We start from the raw sequence: 17,067 nt of genomic DNA on the forward strand, positions 1-17,067 counted from the left end.
TAATTTGTTAGAAATTATGTCCCAGCCTCTTTATTTTTTATTTAAAATCTCTTTAACTTTATCAAGTATATCTTTTTTCTTATTTTTCTTTGTAGGCATAATATCAACTTCCTTGCAAAAAGAACATACCCCTATATATTATAAATCAAACATTATCCAGCATAGTTTTCTGTCCAAAATGGTTGTCGCTTATTATTAAAATCTACACCTACACCTAATGTATTAACGTGTGTATTTAAAATATTTTCCCGATGTCCTAGAGAATTCATAAGTCCTTCGTGAGCATAAATACTACTTTGTTGACCATAAGCTAAATTTTCAGCAGCAGCATTAAATTGTATACCATCACGTTTCATTCTATCGAAAGGTGAATGACCATTTAAATCAGTATGCTCAAAATAATTATTTTTAACCATATCTTCACTATGTTTTCTTGCAGTATTAGATATTTTTTTAGAGTAATCCAATGTATTTAATCCGTGTTGTTTTCTTTCTGCATTAACTAAATCAAAGTTTTGATATTCAAAGCTTTTTTCTAGCGTTGTAGAAGGTGCACCATATTGCTTTTGTAATCGGTTTTCCATCGATTCACTCACTTGCAACAACCCTGTTAAGTTATTTTTATTATGTTTATCGTAAAATGCAGTTGTATAAATGTGATCTTTATAAAAAACATCATATTCATCATTTTTTACAACAAAACGATTACGTCCTTTTGCAATTTTATCTACTGGCTTACCAAGACGTTGTTCAACCACTTTTTTAGGGGTATTATATTTAATTTTAGATTTAGAAGTTATAATGTTTTGATTACTAAATAAAGCATTAACTTTATTATTAATATAACTTACCATTAAAAAATTTTGATAATCATCATTATAATAAGTGTACCATTTTGTACCATATTCATTTGAAGTCACTCTTTTTGGTCGCCCTATCTTATTTTCTACTTCCTTTTGTGACATATTTAATTGAATATTATTAACTGCGAATTCTTGTTTTTTTGGAACTTTAAGCACATTATTTTTATAGCTTGTATCTTCATTTAATAAAACTTCTACTTTATCTCTTACATTATTTTGCAAATGAATAAAAAACTGGTTTTCTTCGATGGGTTTTATAATGATAAATAACAGAAATATTGCAGTAAATAAAAGGAATTTTTTAATAACATTCACCTACTAAATATATATTAATCTCTATCACCATTAAAAATTGAGTTTCTTACAATAACATAGTCAACAGTAGTTAGTGATTTTAAATCTTTGCCGCCAGCATAGGAAATTGAACTTTGAAGATCTTGTTGCATTTCAACTAAGGTATCTTTTAATGAACCTTTATGTTCCACAAACATTTTCTTCCCTTCAACATTCTTATGTTCTCCTTTTTGGAATTCGGAAGCACTACCAAAATATTCTTTATAACGTTTACCATCTAACTCAACTGTTTTGCCAGGAGATTCTTCATGCGCTGCAAATAATGAACCAATCATAACCATAGTGGCTCCAAAACGAATAGATTTCGCGATATCACCATGTGTTCTAATACCTCCATCAGCAATAATTGGTTTACGTGCAGCTTTACTACAAATGTTTAATGCAGCTAATTGCCATCCTCCTGTACCAAATCCAGTTTTAATTTTAGTAATACACACTCGTCCTGGTCCTATACCAACTTTAGTAGCATCTGCACCAGCATTTTCTAATTCTCTTACTCCCTCAGGCGTTCCTACATTACCAGCAATAACAAATGATTGAGGAATATGTTTTTTAATATGTTTAATCATATTAATAACCGAATTAGCATGACCATGGGCGATATCAATTGTAATATATTCAGGTATTAAATGCTCAGTTTTTAATTTTTCTATAAATTCAAATTCAGTTTCCTTTACACCCACTGAAATAGAAGCGAAAAGTCCTTTATTTTGCATTTTTTTTATAAAAGGTATGCGACCTGCTTCATCAAAACGATGCATAATATAAAAATAATCATTTTCTGCAAACCATTCAGCTAAAGATTCATTCATAACTGTTTGCATATTAGCAGGAACCACTGGCAACTTAAAAGTTTTAGGTCCAAATTGTACAGTTGTATCACATGCAGATCTACTATTAACAATACATTTATTTGGAATTAATTGAATATCTTCATAATCAAAAATTTTCATACTTTAAATTTCCCCTATACATTAAAAATTAAAAAGACACTGTAGACATAAATAAAATATCTGACGCTTTAAAAAATCATTTATAACGTAATCTAGAGCGAGAAATCACCTTTTCCTCGCTCTTATTATTTATATCCTTATATACTTTACAATTTTTTAAATACAATGTAAATGGACTAAAGTATTAGTTTCAGTTACCAACTAGATTTTTTCACACCAGGAATTTGACCTTTATGAGCATGTTCTCGAAATGCAATTCTAGACATTTCAAATTTTCTCATTACACCTCTTGGGCGTCCTGTAACTTTGCATCTTCTTGTTAAACGAGTTGGAGATGAATCTCTTGGCAATTTTTTTAATGCTTTATAATCTCCTTTTTCTTTCAGTTCTTTACGTAATTCATAATATTGATTTACTAATTTTTCTCTTTTTAATTCTTTAGCTATTTTAGATTTTTTAGCCATATAATATCTCCTTTTTACAAATCGTAATAATTACGTTTTATATCTTAACATACTTTTAAAAAATTACAAAGACAATTATTTTAAAATTAAAAGACTCACACATGTTATTCATCTTAAACATGTATGAGTCTATAATAGTTTATCTTTTTGTCGTATTTAAAAGATAAGGAATTATTTAGTTTCACGGTGTAGCGTGTATTTATTTAGTCTTGGGCAATATTTTTTCATTTCAATACGCTCAGGGTTATTACGTTTATTTTTTGTTGTAATATAATTACGATCGCCACATTCAGTGCAAGCTAAAGTTACATTAACGCGCATCAATAACATCCTTTCTTGTTATATATAATTAGGAATTCTTACGATTTAAAATTCTATCATATCCTTTATTTTTACGCAATAAGTTTCTTTTAATTTAATCAGTTTCCTTCTACGTACCAAAAACTAATCGTTTTAAAAAATCAGAAAATTTAAAATTTTTAAAACAAATTGTTCAAAAGTTATTGAATACTTGACCTAAAACGATTAAAATGATTTGTATATTTTAAATTTTAATTTAGGAGATATTATATGGAAGATAACAATATGAAACGCGGTCTTAAGTCAAGACACATATCTATGATTGCTATCGGAGGCGCAATAGGTACTGGACTTTTTGTTGCTACAGGTAGTGTCGTTTCTCAGGCAGGACCTGGAGGAGCTATCTTAGCTTATTTATTGATAGGAATCATGCTTTATTTTTTAATGTCGTCTATTGGAGAACTTGCTACATTTTATCCTGTATCTGGTTCGTTTAGTTCATATGCTACCCGTTTCATTGATCCGTCTATCGGTTTTACAATGGGATGGTTGTATTACATTCTATGGTCTTTAGTATCAAGCGTTGATGTAATGGTAGCTTCTAATGTTTTATTTTATTGGGATGTATTTAAAATTTTCAGTCCTCTGGTATGGAGTTTAATTTTTATAACGATTATATTCCTATTAAATATCTTTACTGTTAAAGCATTTGGCGAAACAGAATTTTGGTTATCATTAATTAAAGTAATCACAATTATTGTATTTATTGTTGTTGGTATATTAATGATTTTTGGTATTCTTGGTGGACATACATATGGATTCGAGAATTATACCAAAGGTGAAGCACCTTTTGTAGGTGGTTTATCTGGTTTCTTAGCAGTATTACTTGTAGCAGGATTTTCTGTGGGTGGTACGGAAGTTGTAGCTGTCACTGCAGGTGAATCTGATAATCCTGAAAAAACTATGCCAAGGGCTGTTAAGCAAGTATTTTGGAGAATTTTATTGTTTTATGTTTTATCTATTGTCGTCATTGCAGCTATTATTCCTTATACTGATCCTTTATTATTAAATAAAAATCAATCGGTATCTCAAAGTCCATTTACTATAGTTTTCGATCGAATCGGTATAGCATTTGCAGCATCAATTATTAATGCTGTCATTCTTACATCGTTACTATCTGCAGCGAATTCTGGAATGTATACAACAAGTAGAATGCTTTTCTCTTTGAGTGATGAAAAGCAAGCACCAAAGTTTTTAAGTAAATTAAATAATAAAACGAAATTACCGATGCGTTCAATAGTCACTACTTACATTTTAGTAGTAGCAATTATTATTCTAGCTAATTTCTATGCTAATGCAGTATTTAGCTTGTTAAATATCATTGGCTCTTTAGTAATTATTGTATGGGCAATAAGTGCATGGGCTCAAATACGTTTACGTAGAGGGATTAAACGTCAAGGCAAAGATATTAACACATTATTGCCTTACAAATCACCACTTTTCCCTCTAGGCCCTATCATTGTGTTTGCTACATTAATTTTCTTATACCTTGGTAATTCTATCGGTGATTTATTTAATGGTAATATAGGCGATTTTTTTGTTAATATCATGCCTTTAATTGTCTTAGCAATTATCTTTATCGTGCATAAATTGATTCGTAAAACTAAATTTGTAAAATTAGATCACATGGATCTTACAACCCATCATTATCATGATTAATATCATCGTTTATTTAGGAGTAGAATTAAATACAATTCTACTCCCGTTTTTATTCCTAAACACAATATGTATATTTTCTAATAGTCGTTTATTTTGTATAATGAGTATAACGATAACGACTTAGAGGTGACTGAGTATGGTAGGTCAAACAAATTTATTTGATGACGTAATAAAGAGTGATGAACGTTTTGTTATTGTCGTACAATCTTTAGAAGAAAGAAATGGACAATTACTGAAACGTACATTGCGTGAGTATCCTAGTCTAACTCATGATCAAATGGAAAACTTATTTACACACTTAAAAGATGTATTTCGAGATGAGCCATTTCACGTTAACCAATCTGCATATACAATAACAGTATATACAAATTTAGATTATGCAGCTGATCAAGTATATGCTCATGTAAAAAGAAATAAAGGTAAACATGACTGGACACATACTGCTAAATAATTAGTTATGATAATAAAAAAGAGGAAGCGAAACATGATTCAATACGAATTCATTCCGCTTCCTTTTTAATTTATATAAATGTTTTATAGCAATTCTTTAAGCGCTACTGGTATACCATTAGAATCATTATCTAATGTAACTTTATCTGCAATTTTTTTTAATTCTTCACTCGCATTTCCCATTGCTACAGCATATCCTACAACTTTAAACATTGATTGGTCATTGAGGCTATCTCCAAAACAAATCACTTCTGATAATGAAATATTTAACTTTTCGCATAAAGCTTTAATTGCATTACCTTTAGAAACATCTTTAGCCATGAATTCCAGGAAGAAAGGTTTGCTCGTCGTCACATCAATATCAGAATTAAATGTTCCATTTAATTCGTTACGTGCTTTTGAAATATTTTCTTCATAATCAACGCCCATTGTTTTAGGTACATCAGACTGAATATACGCTTTAATATCATCCACTTGTTTCATAGGTAGACCAGTTAATTCTGATTCAATTTTACGATATTCATGTTCTGTATCAAAGATAATTTGTCCGTCTTGATACGTTAATGTTAAAAAGCCTTTTTTACGACAATAGTCTGTAATTTTATCAAAATGATCTTTAGTTACACTTTTACTTACTTCAATTTCTTCTGTTTTAGCGTTAATTGTTTTACCGCCATTATAACTAATGATATAGCTTTGATAATGATCTAACTTTAATTCTTTAGCTACTGGAATCATTCCTTCAGTTGGTCTTCCAGAAGCTAAAACAATTTTATATCCTTCTTCTTGTAGTTGAATTAAATAGTCTTTGGTTTCAGGACTAACTACATTATCACTTGTCATTAAAGTGTCATCCATATCCATAACAATCATTTTATAGTTACTCATTTCTTAGTTGCTCTCCTTTCATTTTTGCTCTTATCTATTTTACAATAATTTTATGAAGGATACACAACTTCTTCAATAACACCTACATTATTAATTGTTGCATGTTCAGAATCGCAAGTTGTTATTTCTGATTTTAATGTTCTAACAAGTTCTCCACTTTTTTCTTTACGACTCAATGTCAATATCGTTGGACCTGCTCCACTAATCACTGTAGCATAAGCATCATATTTTTGGGATAGTACTTTTACTTTTTCAAATTCAGGAATCAAGTGTTGACGATAAGGTTCATGAAAACCATCTTGTGTCATCATTTTTCCGGCAAGGTCATAATTATGTTGAATTAATGCACAAATCATTGTATTGCTAATCGCACTATTTTGAACTGCCTTCTCATGAGAATAATTATCTGGAAGTACCCTACGTGAGTCTTCTGTTTTGAGTTCATATGTTGGGATAGTAAGAATTACATCTACATCAGGTATATCAATATGTGCCACATTTGTCTCTTTGGTTTCAGGATTATAATATCCTGCGAGTAATCCACCATAAATTGTAGGTGCTACATTATCAGGGTGCCCTTCTATTTCAGTAGCTAGTTGTAGTAATTCATACTTAGATAATTGAATATTACCGAAGTAGTTAGCGATATATAATGCTCCAACTAAAGCGGATGCAGATGATCCTAATCCTCTTGCTAATGGAATTTCACTTCTCATCGACACTTTTAAATTAGGTAAAGTTACATTATATTTTTCAGCTACTTGTTGTGCAACTTTATAGACATAATTACTTTTATCTTTCGGTAATGAGTCTAACTCTTCATTTAAATATTTAAATTCCCAGTTACTGCCTTCCGCTTCCTCAACATATAGGTATAAATATTTATTAATTGCCATACCAATAGAATCAAATCCTACTCCTAAGTTAGCAGTTGATGCAGGTATTTTCAGGTGAAGTGATGGCTTCATATTAAAGTGTTCCTTTAATATAATTGATAATACTTTCTTTATTGTTTGGAAGCGGTTGAATTGGATTATCTAAAATTGAGATAGCAGTGTCTGGATCTTTTAATCCATTACCAGTTAATATTGCTACTACTTTTTTACCTTTCGGCAATTTTCCTGCACGTTGTAATTTGATTAAACCAGCAATTGAAGCATTACTTGCTGGTTCACTAAATACGCCTTCTTTAGATGTCATTAATTGATATGCTTCTAAAATTTCATCATCAGTCACACTATCAATGAGGCCATTCGATTCTTCTAACGCAACAGTTGCTTTTTTCCAACTTGCTGGATTACCGATACGGATTGCTGTAGCGATTGTTTCAGGATTTTTAATGACTTTATTTTGAACAATTGGTGAGGCTCCTTCTGCTTGGAAACCAAATAATTGAGGAAGTTGACTTCCTTTTTTCTCATGATACTCTTTAAAGCCTTTCCAATAAGCAGTAATGTTTCCTGCGTTTCCTACTGGGATTGCTAGAACATCTGGAGCTTCTTCTAATTGTTCGACAATTTCAAATGCACCTGTTTTTTGTCCTTCTATTCTAAATGGATTAACAGAATTTACTAATTCAATATCATCATCATTTTGTGCAATCTCTTTAACGATTTCTAATGCTTCATCGAAGTTACCTTCAATTGAGACAATTTCTGCACCATACATGACCGCTTGCGAAAGTTTACCTAAAGCAATCTTTCCTTCGGGAATCACTACAATTGCTTTTAAACCTGCACGTGCAGCATAAGCTGCTGCTGAGGCAGAGGTGTTTCCTGTTGAAGCACAAATCACCACTTTTTTACCTTGTTCTTTCGCTTTTGTTACAGCCATTACCATTCCTCTATCTTTAAAAGAACCGGTTGGATTAGCACCCTCATATTTAACATATAAATCAATATCTAGCATTTCTGATATATTAGCACAGTGAATCAGTGGTGTATGTCCTTCATTTAAAGTAAGTTTAGGTGTATCTTCATTCACCGGTAAATAATCTTTAAATTCTTCTACTAAACCTTGCCATCTTTTCATAATTATTAAACTCCTTCAACTGGATAAATTTTTTCAATGTTGTAATTTTCTTTACTAAGTAGTGATTCAGGTGATTGGTCTAATCCGGTAACCACAACTCCATAAGAACTAGAATCACGTTGTTCTATTTGAAGTGATTTGTGGAATGGTAAATCTGATTTAAGTTGATCTTTAAGTTTATCAATTGATTCATCACTATGAATGACAACATAGTAATTTAATTTTTCTCCAATAGCAATTGCGTCACCATTATCCATTAATTCTCGAGTTTTATTTGTTTTTAATTCGAAATGAGGTGGAAGTGTATGTAAATTTGATTCAAAGAAGAGTGCTACATTTAATAAATCACTCACTACTGCACTACCAGTAGCTAAGCTACCTGCTCCTTTACCATAAAACATTGTATCCCCTACAGCATCTCCAATAACGTAAATTGCATTGTATTCATTTTCTACTGCTGCAAGCTGATGTGATTTATGTATTAAGGTTGGTTCAACGGATGCATTAACTTCTCTATGATGATATGTACTTTTACCAATCAATTTAATCTTATAACCTAATTTGTCAGCTACATTAATATCAGATAATGTTGTTTTACTGATACCTTTTACTTTCACATCATTTAACTTAATTACTTGGTTAAATGATAAATAAGACGTAATCACTACTTTTCTAGCTGCATCAATACCTTCTACATCATCAGTAGGATCTGCTTCAGCAAATCCTAATCTTTGTGCTTCAGCAAGTGCATCTTCAAATGAAGTTTGTTCTCTCGTCATTTTTGAAAGAATAAAATTTGACGTACCATTTAAAATTCCCATAAATTTAGAGATATTATTAGCATTTAACCCATTATTAATCGCGTTAACAATGGGAATACCACCTGCAACACTTGCTTCAAATTTTAAGGCTACGCCTTGTTGTTCTGCTAGGTTCTCTAGTAATTCTAAATGCACAGCAAGTAGATCTTTGTTTGCTGTAATGACATGTTTTTTTCTTTTTAAAGATTCTCTTAACCAATCAACAGTTGGTTCAATTCCTCCCATTACTTCTATAACGATATCAATATCATCATCGTTTAAAATTTCATTAATGTCTTCTGTTAAATGATATTGACTAATATTAATAGGTCTTTTTTTAGTGGTATCTCTTACTAAAATATGTTTAATAACAATATCTTTATTTAGAGTATCTTTAATTTGTTGTCGATTTTCTTCAATAATTTTTACTACACCTGAGCCTACTGTTCCTAACCCTAGTAACGCGACGTTTAATTCCTTCATAATTTTTATCTTCCTCCCATTTGTATTATTGAGAAGTACAATTGTTTTATTGAAAAACACTTAAATTTATTATACTATTAAATCAAATTAATTGAATAGGACTTTTAAAAGAAAAAGTGAATATGTAGATATATATTATCATGTAGTATCAGGAAATTAAATAGAATTTTCTGATTTTTTAGAAAGGTTGGTAAATTTTATGAAAGTTGCTAAGTTTGGTGGAAGTTCAGTTTCAAATGCAACACAAATTAAAAAAGTCCTAAATATTGTCAATGATGACCCAGACAGAAAAATTATTATTGTATCTGCACCTGGTAAAAGACATAAGAATGATGTTAAAACGACTGACTTACTTATTCGTTTATATGAAAAAGTAATCAATCAATTGGATTATCAAGATAAAAAAAGAGAGATTATTCAACGTTATGCAGATATTTTAGAAGAATTACATATGGAGTCTACACTCTTAGAAACAATAGATGAAACACTTGAAACAATCATTAAACAATTAAACGATAAGCATGATCGTTTATACGATGCATTGTTATCATGTGGTGAGAATTTTAATGCTCAACTTATCGCTAAATACAACGATTCACAAGGCATTAAAACAACATATCTCTCACCAAAAGATGCTGGTATCTTAGTAACTGACTTACCACAACAAGCACAAATTTTAGAAGACGCTTATGATAAAATTTATAAATTAAGAGAAATTGAAGGAAAAATTATTATCCCAGGTTTCTTTGGTGTTTCTAAACATAACTATGTTGTTACATTTCCGAGAGGCGGTTCGGATATCACAGGTGCAATCATAGCGCGTGGTATTAAAGCATCATTATATGAGAATTTTACAGATGTCTCTGGTATTTTTAAGGCAAATCCAAATGTAATTGAAAATCCTGAACTTATTGAAGAAATTACATATAGAGAAATGCGTGAGTTATCATATGCCGGCTTTAGTGTATTTCACGATGAAGCATTACAGCCTTTATATAAACATAGAATACCCGTAGTCATAAAAAACACAAATCATCCAGAGGACAAAGGAACCTTTATTCGCCATGATCGTGAAGTCACAGATAAAAATCAAATTATTGGCATTAGTTGCGATAAAGATTTCACAGTTATAAATATTAAGAAATACTTAATGAATAGACAAATAGGTTTTACAAGAAGAATTTTAGAAATATTAGAAAACTATCATATCTCTTTCGATCATATGCCATCAGGTATTGATAATATTAGTATTATAATGCGTTCTAATCAAATTAAAAATAAAGAGAATGAAGTATTAAGTGCGATTAGAAAAAAATGTGATATTGATGAATTAAGCATTGACCATGACCTTGCCATCTTAATGATTGTCGGTGAAGGAATGACTCAATCTGTCGGAACTGCTAACAAAATCACACATGCTCTAGCAGAATCAAATATCAACCTAAAAATGATTAATCAGGGTGCTTCTGAAATTTCTATGATGTTTGGTATTTCAAGAGAAAATGCAGATAAAGCTGTGTTATCAACTTATGAGTATTGCTATCATGGTGTATGCTTAAAAAATTTATGTCCTAAATAACAATTACATAAAAAAATCTGAGACATCTATTTTGTCTCAGATTTTTTATATTAAACTTTTTGTGTAAGTGCTTTTTTAATTTTATGCTCTCCCACTACCATTTTTAAAATCACAAATTGATAATAGCTTAGAGCATCTAAAACTGACTTATAATTGGCTTCTGAATTGTTTTGTTGATAATCTAGTAAATCATACATTAATACGATTTCAGGTTTGATATAATCGACATCCCAGGTTAATGAATGAAAATAAATACTATTTTTAGGTAATCGGATATTAGTGTTTAGTCTAAATATCCATTCCTCATTTATAACATCATAAATAAAAATACTTAAAATAACTTTATCATTATTAACAACGTTTATATGAGAAATAGATGGAATATCTAAATTATCTTTATCCATGTTATGATTGGACGTATCATAATATTTAAATGTATAACTTGAAGGAATAACTTTTAAAACCTCTACTATTCGTTTTCTTTCTACACAAATATCGACTTTCGAAGGTAATTCAAAAAGTTCATTTAAAAATAGTTGAATAGCAACTTCACCGTGAAATTTGAATGCTGTACGGCATTGATTTTTTAATATTCCAACTAGTTCTTCTACATGATTTTGGTGATGAGACATACAACTGTCCTCCTTAAAGGAAACGCTTTCATAAGTTAATTATACAGACACAATTTAATGTTTTCAATTTTTAATTTGTGAAAAATTTGTAAATCTTCTAATTCTTCTTTAGGGTGTGAGATATAATTTTACACAATTTTATATTTATAATAATGAATAAATTATATCCTGTTATTATGTTCTTTTTCAACTTAAATTATCATTTTTTGTTTATTGAACAATAAATATATTTTGTTTATAATTAATTATTGATTTCTATAGAAAATTAATTTAATCATTAATCTTCTAATTTACAAATATTAAATAGGAGGTGAGCATATGACACATACGATTATTCTAATTATTATTATTGTTATTCTTATACTTGCATTTGTACTCAATCAAAGATACATGCAAGATAGAATAGATACTGAAGTTTACGCTAAAAATCAAATGGTCTCTAAAAATTCTTTACTCAGTAAAGAAAATTTAGAACTTAAAAATAAAATATTAAGTTCTAATAACGAGATTAGTCCTCATTCCAAACGTAATGCTAAACGTGAATTACAAGATATCTTAGACCGTTTTAAAGCTTTAGGAAAATTAAAATATTATAATATTATTACGACTAGTAATTTAGCTACTAAACATCCACTGTTTGAGTATGCAAGAACATTTGACTATATAGTTGTGTCTGACGTAGGTCTTATTAATATTGACGTTAAAAGTTGGAAACAAAAAACATTTTATCATTTTGATTTACCTACTTCTGATCACTTAGAGGGTGATAATCAAAGTGTAGAACAAATTGTAGGGCATTATATTAGTAAACAATATCATAGTCAATTTGATTCAAATCGTAATGAAATATATACTTTTATTGAAAAAATTCAAAACAATCGAGTTATCTATGAGTTTTATCAACATGACCCTTATGAACAAGCCGCTATTAACGCAAAAATCTTAAAAGATGGCATTGAAAAATATTTTAATCATAAAGTTCAAAGTATTGGTGTCATTTATTTTAGTGATGGTAGTGTTAATATAATTGAAGGTGCTGAAGAAAGAGAAAAATATATTGATACAGTATCCACTAAATCTTCTTTAGAATCTGTTATTAATAATGCTATTGAATTATCTAAACACCCTCTATCTGAAACTCAAGTTAATACTATTGTTGAAAACTTTCATAACTAAAAAATGAGTATGGGAGAACATTCGTCAAGAATGTTCTCCCATACTCATTTTTTAACTCCAAAGATTCACTTTATCTTTTTTAGCTTGCTGTTCATCTTTTTCAAATGTACTTCTATATTTACCATTAGGTGAGAAGTATTTTTCACGAGCTAATCCTTTTTTAACTAATTCTTCGTTATACATTGTTTTTTCATCTAACCATACATAGGCTAATGTACGACCATAACGGTCTTCTTTTTCCTTATCATATTCTAAATACACATCTTTATTATTTAAATGTTGTTTGCTGTAATTAGAAGCTTCTTTTCCATAAGGTTGAACTGATGTGTTAGGTTTAACCGTTTCTGGTGTATCAACACCAATTAAACGTACCTTAATTTGCTCACCATTTGATTTCTTAGCCACAAATGTGTCTCCATCTACAACCCGATCAACGTGGACTTTTTCTTTTCCTTTAAGTTCTATCTGTGTTGAATTAGATGAAGAATGTTGACTATCGTCTTTAAATGGCCCTGTATGATTTAAAAATTGAAATGCTAATACGCCAATAACAATGATAGCAAGAACAATTATTGTTAAATTTTTCTTTGAATTCATAGGTGCCTCCTATATTATATTTTTAATACTCAAATATAATATATAATATGTATTTAATAATCAATCAATACTTTCGACCTAAAAAGTCTACCTATATTGAATTTATTTTCAAAAAATGATTAATTGATATTCAACATGATATAATTATACATGTTAGGAGTGAAATACATGAGCGAACGTAATGAAAATTTAGTCACGATGATTGCTGTCGTAATTGCTATTATCGTTGGCGTTATTTTACAAATCGTTTATAAACTGCCTATTATTGTTTCGGTTGTTATAGCAGTATTGTTAGGCATTTTAGTTGGATTTATTGTTTATATTATTCAAAGTATTATACGTAAACGAAAAGGTAAATAAGGGAGTATCATACAATGTCACTCTCAATAAAAGATTGAATTGAAAACATTAAATATTATTCAATTCAGTCTTTTTTATACATTCCTTAAATATTTTTCTTACTTTTTATATCCAGCCTTTTTCCTTTGCTTTCTTCCAAGCATTAAATCGATTCTCTGCATTTAATTTATCAATTATATTAGACGTATAATTTCTCACTGTCCCATCTGAAAGATAAAGTTTTTCTGCAATTTCTTTACTACTTAAATTATCTCCAATTTCACGTAATACCACTTGTTCTTTATGTGTTAAGGGATTAGATTCTTTGAATAAAGTAGTCATTAATGAAGTACTATATTCCTTTTCACCATTCATGACATGTTTAATAGTTTGTATTAAATCTTCTACGGAACGTTCTTTTAATACATAAGCATCTACTTCATTTGCCACAGCTTTTTCAAAATAACCTGGTCTTTTAAATGTAGTTACAATTATTACTTTAGTATCAATTTTAAATTCTCTTATTTTAGATAATACTTCTAAACCTGTTAGCCCTGGCATTTCGATATCTAAAATTGCAATATCTGGATGATATTTTTCAATAAACTCAAATGCGTCACCCCCATTATTACAATCATTAACTACTTTCATTTGCTCGTTAAATTCAATCAGTTGAACCATCGCTTTTCTCAACATATATTGATCTTCAGCTATTATAATGCTAATCATTTAATATCCTCTCTTGGTATCATAATACGTATATGCATACCATTTTTAGATTTAATTTCTAATTTTCCTTTAAGAAGTTGAACTCTATTTTCTATACTTTTTAATTTAAAGTCTTCAGTGGTGTTACAACCTTTTCCATTATCTTGAATAATTAGGTATAGATTATTATCTTCTTGTATCATTTCACAATAAATCTTACTAGCCTTTGCATGTTTAATGACATTATTGATTGCTTCTCTCAAAATCATTGATAGTATCGATTGCTTTGTTGGAGTTAAAACATTTACCTTTCTTATATTTTTTAATTCAAATTGAATGTTTGCATCTTTTAAAACATTTTTTATGGATTGAACTTCCTCTTCAAAACTTTGAGATTTTAAATTTTCAATAATATTTCTTACCTTAATTAAGGTATCTTTAGATATCTGATTAATCGCCAATATTTCATTTTTAGCTTTTTCTTGATCTTTATCAATCAACTTATATGCCAATTCTGATTTTAAACTAAGACTTACAAATACATGACCTAGTGTATCATGTAAATCTTGCCCTATACGTTGACGTTCTTGTTCTGCAATTAATGTATTAATATACTTATTTTTCTCTTCTATTTCATTTTTTAATGCTCCATCTTTTTTAGTTTTAAAATTCCCTAAAGTAATAATTAAAATAACTAAATAAAAGATAACTAATACAGTTATATATTGTATTTGATAAATACTTGTAATTATAAGACATAAAAATATTGCAATTATAAATGTGATAAATTCTTTTGACTTAATTGTTACTTCAAACATAAAAGGTAATGCAAATGCGCTAAAGAAAAAGAATAAGCTATTCATTGGATTAATTGCATAAACAAAATATATAATTCCTACATAATGAACCACTAATAGGCTATATATTACGTTATTGTTAAATCGATAATAATATATTACTAGCATAAGATATGACACAATAAAAATAGCTAAAACAATTAAATATACAGTTTGAGAACCTCGTTTTTCATTAAAGATACTTATAATTGGAAATAACAAATATATAAGCGTAGACAGCTCTCCTAATCTAACGCTCCATTTTCTTTTTTTCATCTAACTCACTTCTTTTCTGTGATTGATCCACACTGTAATAATTAAAAATAGTATACTATATACAATTAAAATAAATAATGAAGTAATATTTAAACCTTGATTTTTAGCTAATTCTAATGCAAAATTTTTCAAATGATATGTTGGAGTAATATTTGAAATTCTTTGTAACCAACTCGGAAATGTTTGAATTGGAAACCACAATCCTCCTAATATCGCTAATACCATATTAACTATATTGGCTAAACTACTTGCTTTTTGTGTTTCATTAAATTGAGCAATGATTAGTCCTAATGTTAAAAATAAACTTGCACCTATCCATAATGAAACACCTGAAAGCAACCATTGTTGTATACTCATATTTACGTGTTTATATAGATGAGCAACAGTAAAAATCAAAATAATAGCCAATAAAAATAACAATATTGTTTTTATCATTTTAGTAGTAAAATAGGTTTTACTAGATAAAGGCGTTACCATTAATCGTTTAAACCAACCTGTGTTTCTTTCTTCAATAATCTCTATAGGAAATTGCATTAAACAAAAACTCATCAAGCTAAACACTGTCATACTATACATATATTCTTTATAGAACTGCTGTTTCGCCTCTTCTGGTAAGTCTAGTAAAGAAGTAAATAATAAATAAAAGCCTACCGGTAATATGATTGATAAGAATGTTGTTAGTTTCTTTCGAAAAATAATTTTAAATTCTGTTTTTAATAAAGCGATATTATTCATTTTTAGTCCCTCCCTCTTTTACATCAGCAAATAAAATTGTTTCTAACAATGTTTGCTTTTCAATAGTCATGTCATTTAAATTTATATTTAATTTTTCCAAATAATATATTACTTTCTTAACATCAGATGTTTTAATTTTTAAAATAGTATCTTCAATTTTTACATCAAAATAATTTGTTAAATTCTGTAAATTATTGTCTACTGTATTTGGTACTTTAATTATTGAATATTGTTGGTTGGTTAATATATTTCTAGGTGAATCATTTAACTTAATAATGCCTTGATCAAGAAATATAACTTTATCTGCCATTCGTTCTACTTCTTCAATATAATGAGAAGTATAAAAAATAGATACATTTTCTTTTTTTAATTTCCCTATCATTGTCCAGAAATGTTCTCGCATTTCAACATCCATAGCTGCAGTAGGTTCATCTAAAATGATAAGCTTTGGTTTTCCTATTAAACATAACCCAAAATCTAATATTCGTTGTTGTCCACCAGATAAGTGATTTGCATACAGATTCAATTGGCTATCATTCAATTTTGTAATTTTTTTAAATTCATCTATCGAAATTGCATCCTTGTATAGTTGACAAAATAATTTATATAATTCTTTTACTTTTATTAACCTAGGAAAAGACGTTTTTTGAAATAATACACCAATATGATTTAAATTTAATAAATGATCTATATCTATAATTTCTCCCGTTTCTGCTTTCAAATGATTAATTAAAATATTAATTAAAGTTGATTTTCCGGCTCCATTTTTTCCTATTAATGCAGTACTCATACCCTTTTCTATATTTAGTGATATATTTTTCAATACTGTTTTTCCATTATATTTTTTGGATAAATGTCGAATTTGAATCATAACTCATCACTTC

General features: G+C 28.9%; 19 protein-coding genes. 5 read left to right on the forward strand and 14 right to left on the reverse strand.

Going from position 1 to position 17,067, the window contains the following annotated elements; all coding sequences use genetic code 11:
* Nucleotides 1–152 precede the first annotated feature (152 nt).
* The 4 genes from HMPREF2647_RS05510 to rpmG form a co-directional block, all read right to left on the reverse strand.
* Nucleotides 153–1,178 carry a CAP domain-containing protein gene (locus HMPREF2647_RS05510; RefSeq protein WP_019835491.1) on the reverse strand — a complete coding sequence of 342 codons (1,026 nt, stop codon included), beginning with the start codon at nucleotides 1,176–1,178 and terminating at the stop codon, nucleotides 153–155.
* Nucleotides 1,179–1,192: 14 nt separating this feature from the next.
* Nucleotides 1,193–2,170: a GMP reductase gene (guaC, locus tag HMPREF2647_RS05515; protein ID WP_070813188.1), complete on the reverse strand. Its 978-nt coding sequence runs from the start codon at nucleotides 2,168–2,170 to the stop codon at nucleotides 1,193–1,195.
* A 194-nt stretch (nucleotides 2,171–2,364) separates the two neighbouring features.
* Nucleotides 2,365–2,634, reverse strand: a complete 270-nt coding sequence (gene rpsN / locus HMPREF2647_RS05520) for a 30S ribosomal protein S14 (RefSeq protein WP_002449108.1) — start codon at nucleotides 2,632–2,634, stop codon at nucleotides 2,365–2,367.
* Between the two features lie 171 nt (nucleotides 2,635–2,805).
* Nucleotides 2,806–2,955: a 50S ribosomal protein L33 gene (rpmG, locus tag HMPREF2647_RS05525; protein WP_001265708.1), complete on the reverse strand. Its 150-nt coding sequence runs from the start codon at nucleotides 2,953–2,955 to the stop codon at nucleotides 2,806–2,808.
* A 249-nt stretch (nucleotides 2,956–3,204) separates the two neighbouring features.
* On the opposite strand from rpmG, the gene HMPREF2647_RS05530 reads away from it, so the two are divergent.
* On the forward strand, nucleotides 3,205–4,653 hold the full coding sequence (locus tag HMPREF2647_RS05530; RefSeq protein ID WP_019835492.1) for an amino acid permease: 1,449 nt from the start codon (nucleotides 3,205–3,207) through the stop codon (nucleotides 4,651–4,653).
* Between the two features lie 136 nt (nucleotides 4,654–4,789).
* Nucleotides 4,790–5,104, forward strand: a complete 315-nt coding sequence (locus HMPREF2647_RS05535; RefSeq protein ID WP_017174660.1) for a hypothetical protein — start codon at nucleotides 4,790–4,792, stop codon at nucleotides 5,102–5,104.
* An 83-nt stretch (nucleotides 5,105–5,187) separates the two neighbouring features.
* Here the strand turns inward: HMPREF2647_RS05535 and HMPREF2647_RS05540 are convergent, their stop codons facing one another.
* From HMPREF2647_RS05540 to HMPREF2647_RS05555, 4 genes are read right to left on the reverse strand one after another with little or no spacing between them, the layout of a single operon-like run.
* Entirely contained in the window at nucleotides 5,188–5,991 is an 804-nt protein-coding gene (locus tag HMPREF2647_RS05540; RefSeq protein WP_017174659.1) for a Cof-type HAD-IIB family hydrolase, read from the reverse strand.
* Nucleotides 5,992–6,041: 50 nt separating this feature from the next.
* Nucleotides 6,042–6,959, reverse strand: coding sequence for a homoserine kinase (gene thrB / locus HMPREF2647_RS05545; RefSeq protein WP_017174658.1), 918 nt, complete (start codon nucleotides 6,957–6,959; stop codon nucleotides 6,042–6,044).
* Between the two features lies 1 nt (nucleotide 6,960).
* Nucleotides 6,961–8,022: a threonine synthase gene (thrC, locus tag HMPREF2647_RS05550; RefSeq protein WP_017174657.1), complete on the reverse strand. Its 1,062-nt coding sequence runs from the start codon at nucleotides 8,020–8,022 to the stop codon at nucleotides 6,961–6,963.
* 5 nt (nucleotides 8,023–8,027) lie between these two features.
* Nucleotides 8,028–9,305 (reverse strand): homoserine dehydrogenase, encoded by a 1,278-nt coding sequence (locus tag HMPREF2647_RS05555; RefSeq protein ID WP_070444116.1) that lies wholly within the window; start codon nucleotides 9,303–9,305, stop codon nucleotides 8,028–8,030.
* Nucleotides 9,306–9,504: 199 nt separating this feature from the next.
* Between HMPREF2647_RS05555 and HMPREF2647_RS05560 the strand changes: the two genes are divergently transcribed.
* Nucleotides 9,505–10,884 (forward strand): aspartate kinase, encoded by a 1,380-nt coding sequence (locus HMPREF2647_RS05560; RefSeq protein WP_019835493.1) that lies wholly within the window; start codon nucleotides 9,505–9,507, stop codon nucleotides 10,882–10,884.
* Between the two features lie 50 nt (nucleotides 10,885–10,934).
* Here HMPREF2647_RS05560 and HMPREF2647_RS05565 read toward each other — a convergent pair whose 3' ends face one another.
* Entirely contained in the window at nucleotides 10,935–11,516 is a 582-nt protein-coding gene (locus HMPREF2647_RS05565; protein ID WP_017174654.1) for a hypothetical protein, read from the reverse strand.
* 318 nt (nucleotides 11,517–11,834) lie between these two features.
* Here HMPREF2647_RS05565 and HMPREF2647_RS05570 point away from each other — a divergent pair, with 318 nt between their 5' ends.
* Nucleotides 11,835–12,692: a hypothetical protein gene (locus HMPREF2647_RS05570; protein WP_017174653.1), complete on the forward strand. Its 858-nt coding sequence runs from the start codon at nucleotides 11,835–11,837 to the stop codon at nucleotides 12,690–12,692.
* Between the two features lie 51 nt (nucleotides 12,693–12,743).
* Here HMPREF2647_RS05570 and HMPREF2647_RS05575 read toward each other — a convergent pair whose 3' ends face one another.
* Nucleotides 12,744–13,289 (reverse strand): thermonuclease NucI, encoded by a 546-nt coding sequence (locus HMPREF2647_RS05575; protein WP_061544293.1) that lies wholly within the window; start codon nucleotides 13,287–13,289, stop codon nucleotides 12,744–12,746.
* Between the two features lie 168 nt (nucleotides 13,290–13,457).
* Between HMPREF2647_RS05575 and HMPREF2647_RS05580 the strand changes: the two genes are divergently transcribed.
* Entirely contained in the window at nucleotides 13,458–13,649 is a 192-nt protein-coding gene (locus tag HMPREF2647_RS05580) for a hypothetical protein (protein WP_017174651.1), read from the forward strand.
* A 105-nt stretch (nucleotides 13,650–13,754) separates the two neighbouring features.
* On the opposite strand, the gene HMPREF2647_RS05585 is transcribed toward HMPREF2647_RS05580, so the two are convergent.
* Genes HMPREF2647_RS05585 through HMPREF2647_RS05600 form a run of 4 tightly spaced genes read right to left on the reverse strand, consistent with a single transcriptional unit; the run spans nucleotide 13,755 to nucleotide 17,054 of the window.
* A complete protein-coding gene (locus HMPREF2647_RS05585) occupies nucleotides 13,755–14,357 on the reverse strand; it encodes a response regulator transcription factor (RefSeq protein ID WP_017174650.1) in 603 nt (200 codons plus the stop codon).
* The gene (locus HMPREF2647_RS05590) at nucleotides 14,354–15,448 is read right to left on the reverse strand and encodes a sensor histidine kinase (protein WP_017174649.1); all 1,095 of its coding nucleotides are present in this window, start codon (nucleotides 15,446–15,448) and stop codon (nucleotides 14,354–14,356) included. The genes HMPREF2647_RS05585 and HMPREF2647_RS05590 overlap by 4 nt, the downstream gene beginning before the upstream one ends.
* Nucleotides 15,449–16,183 carry an ABC transporter permease gene (locus HMPREF2647_RS05595; RefSeq protein WP_017174648.1) on the reverse strand — a complete coding sequence of 245 codons (735 nt, stop codon included), beginning with the start codon at nucleotides 16,181–16,183 and terminating at the stop codon, nucleotides 15,449–15,451.
* Entirely contained in the window at nucleotides 16,176–17,054 is an 879-nt protein-coding gene (locus tag HMPREF2647_RS05600; protein ID WP_061544292.1) for an ABC transporter ATP-binding protein, read from the reverse strand. The genes HMPREF2647_RS05595 and HMPREF2647_RS05600 overlap by 8 nt, the downstream gene beginning before the upstream one ends.
* Nucleotides 17,055–17,067: the final 13 nt, after the last annotated feature.

It is taken from the genome of Staphylococcus sp. HMSC035D11, assembly GCF_001836075.1.
Taxonomy (GTDB): Bacteria; Bacillota; Bacilli; order Staphylococcales; family Staphylococcaceae; genus Staphylococcus; species Staphylococcus hominis.

Coding starts and splice junctions, on each gene's coding strand:
- HMPREF2647_RS05580 (WP_017174651.1), top strand. CDS start 13,458: ATGAGCGAACGTAATGAAAATTTAGTCACGATGATTGCTGTCGTAATT.
- HMPREF2647_RS05530 (WP_019835492.1), top strand. CDS start 3,205: ATGGAAGATAACAATATGAAACGCGGTCTTAAGTCAAGACACATATCT.
- HMPREF2647_RS05570 (WP_017174653.1), top strand. CDS start 11,835: ATGACACATACGATTATTCTAATTATTATTATTGTTATTCTTATACTT.
- rpmG (WP_001265708.1), bottom strand. CDS start 2,955: ATGCGCGTTAATGTAACTTTAGCTTGCACTGAATGTGGCGATCGTAAT.
- HMPREF2647_RS05590 (WP_017174649.1), bottom strand. CDS start 15,448: ATGAAAAAAAGAAAATGGAGCGTTAGATTAGGAGAGCTGTCTACGCTT.
- HMPREF2647_RS05560 (WP_019835493.1), top strand. CDS start 9,505: ATGAAAGTTGCTAAGTTTGGTGGAAGTTCAGTTTCAAATGCAACACAA.
- thrB (WP_017174658.1), bottom strand. CDS start 6,959: ATGAAGCCATCACTTCACCTGAAAATACCTGCATCAACTGCTAACTTA.
- HMPREF2647_RS05600 (WP_061544292.1), bottom strand. CDS start 17,054: ATGATTCAAATTCGACATTTATCCAAAAAATATAATGGAAAAACAGTA.
- HMPREF2647_RS05555 (WP_070444116.1), bottom strand. CDS start 9,305: ATGAAGGAATTAAACGTCGCGTTACTAGGGTTAGGAACAGTAGGCTCA.
- rpsN (WP_002449108.1), bottom strand. CDS start 2,634: ATGGCTAAAAAATCTAAAATAGCTAAAGAATTAAAAAGAGAAAAATTA.
- HMPREF2647_RS05575 (WP_061544293.1), bottom strand. CDS start 13,289: ATGAATTCAAAGAAAAATTTAACAATAATTGTTCTTGCTATCATTGTT.
- thrC (WP_017174657.1), bottom strand. CDS start 8,022: ATGAAAAGATGGCAAGGTTTAGTAGAAGAATTTAAAGATTATTTACCG.
- HMPREF2647_RS05585 (WP_017174650.1), bottom strand. CDS start 14,357: ATGATTAGCATTATAATAGCTGAAGATCAATATATGTTGAGAAAAGCG.
- HMPREF2647_RS05535 (WP_017174660.1), top strand. CDS start 4,790: ATGGTAGGTCAAACAAATTTATTTGATGACGTAATAAAGAGTGATGAA.
- guaC (WP_070813188.1), bottom strand. CDS start 2,170: ATGAAAATTTTTGATTATGAAGATATTCAATTAATTCCAAATAAATGT.
- HMPREF2647_RS05540 (WP_017174659.1), bottom strand. CDS start 5,991: ATGAGTAACTATAAAATGATTGTTATGGATATGGATGACACTTTAATG.
- HMPREF2647_RS05595 (WP_017174648.1), bottom strand. CDS start 16,183: ATGAATAATATCGCTTTATTAAAAACAGAATTTAAAATTATTTTTCGA.
- HMPREF2647_RS05565 (WP_017174654.1), bottom strand. CDS start 11,516: ATGTCTCATCACCAAAATCATGTAGAAGAACTAGTTGGAATATTAAAA.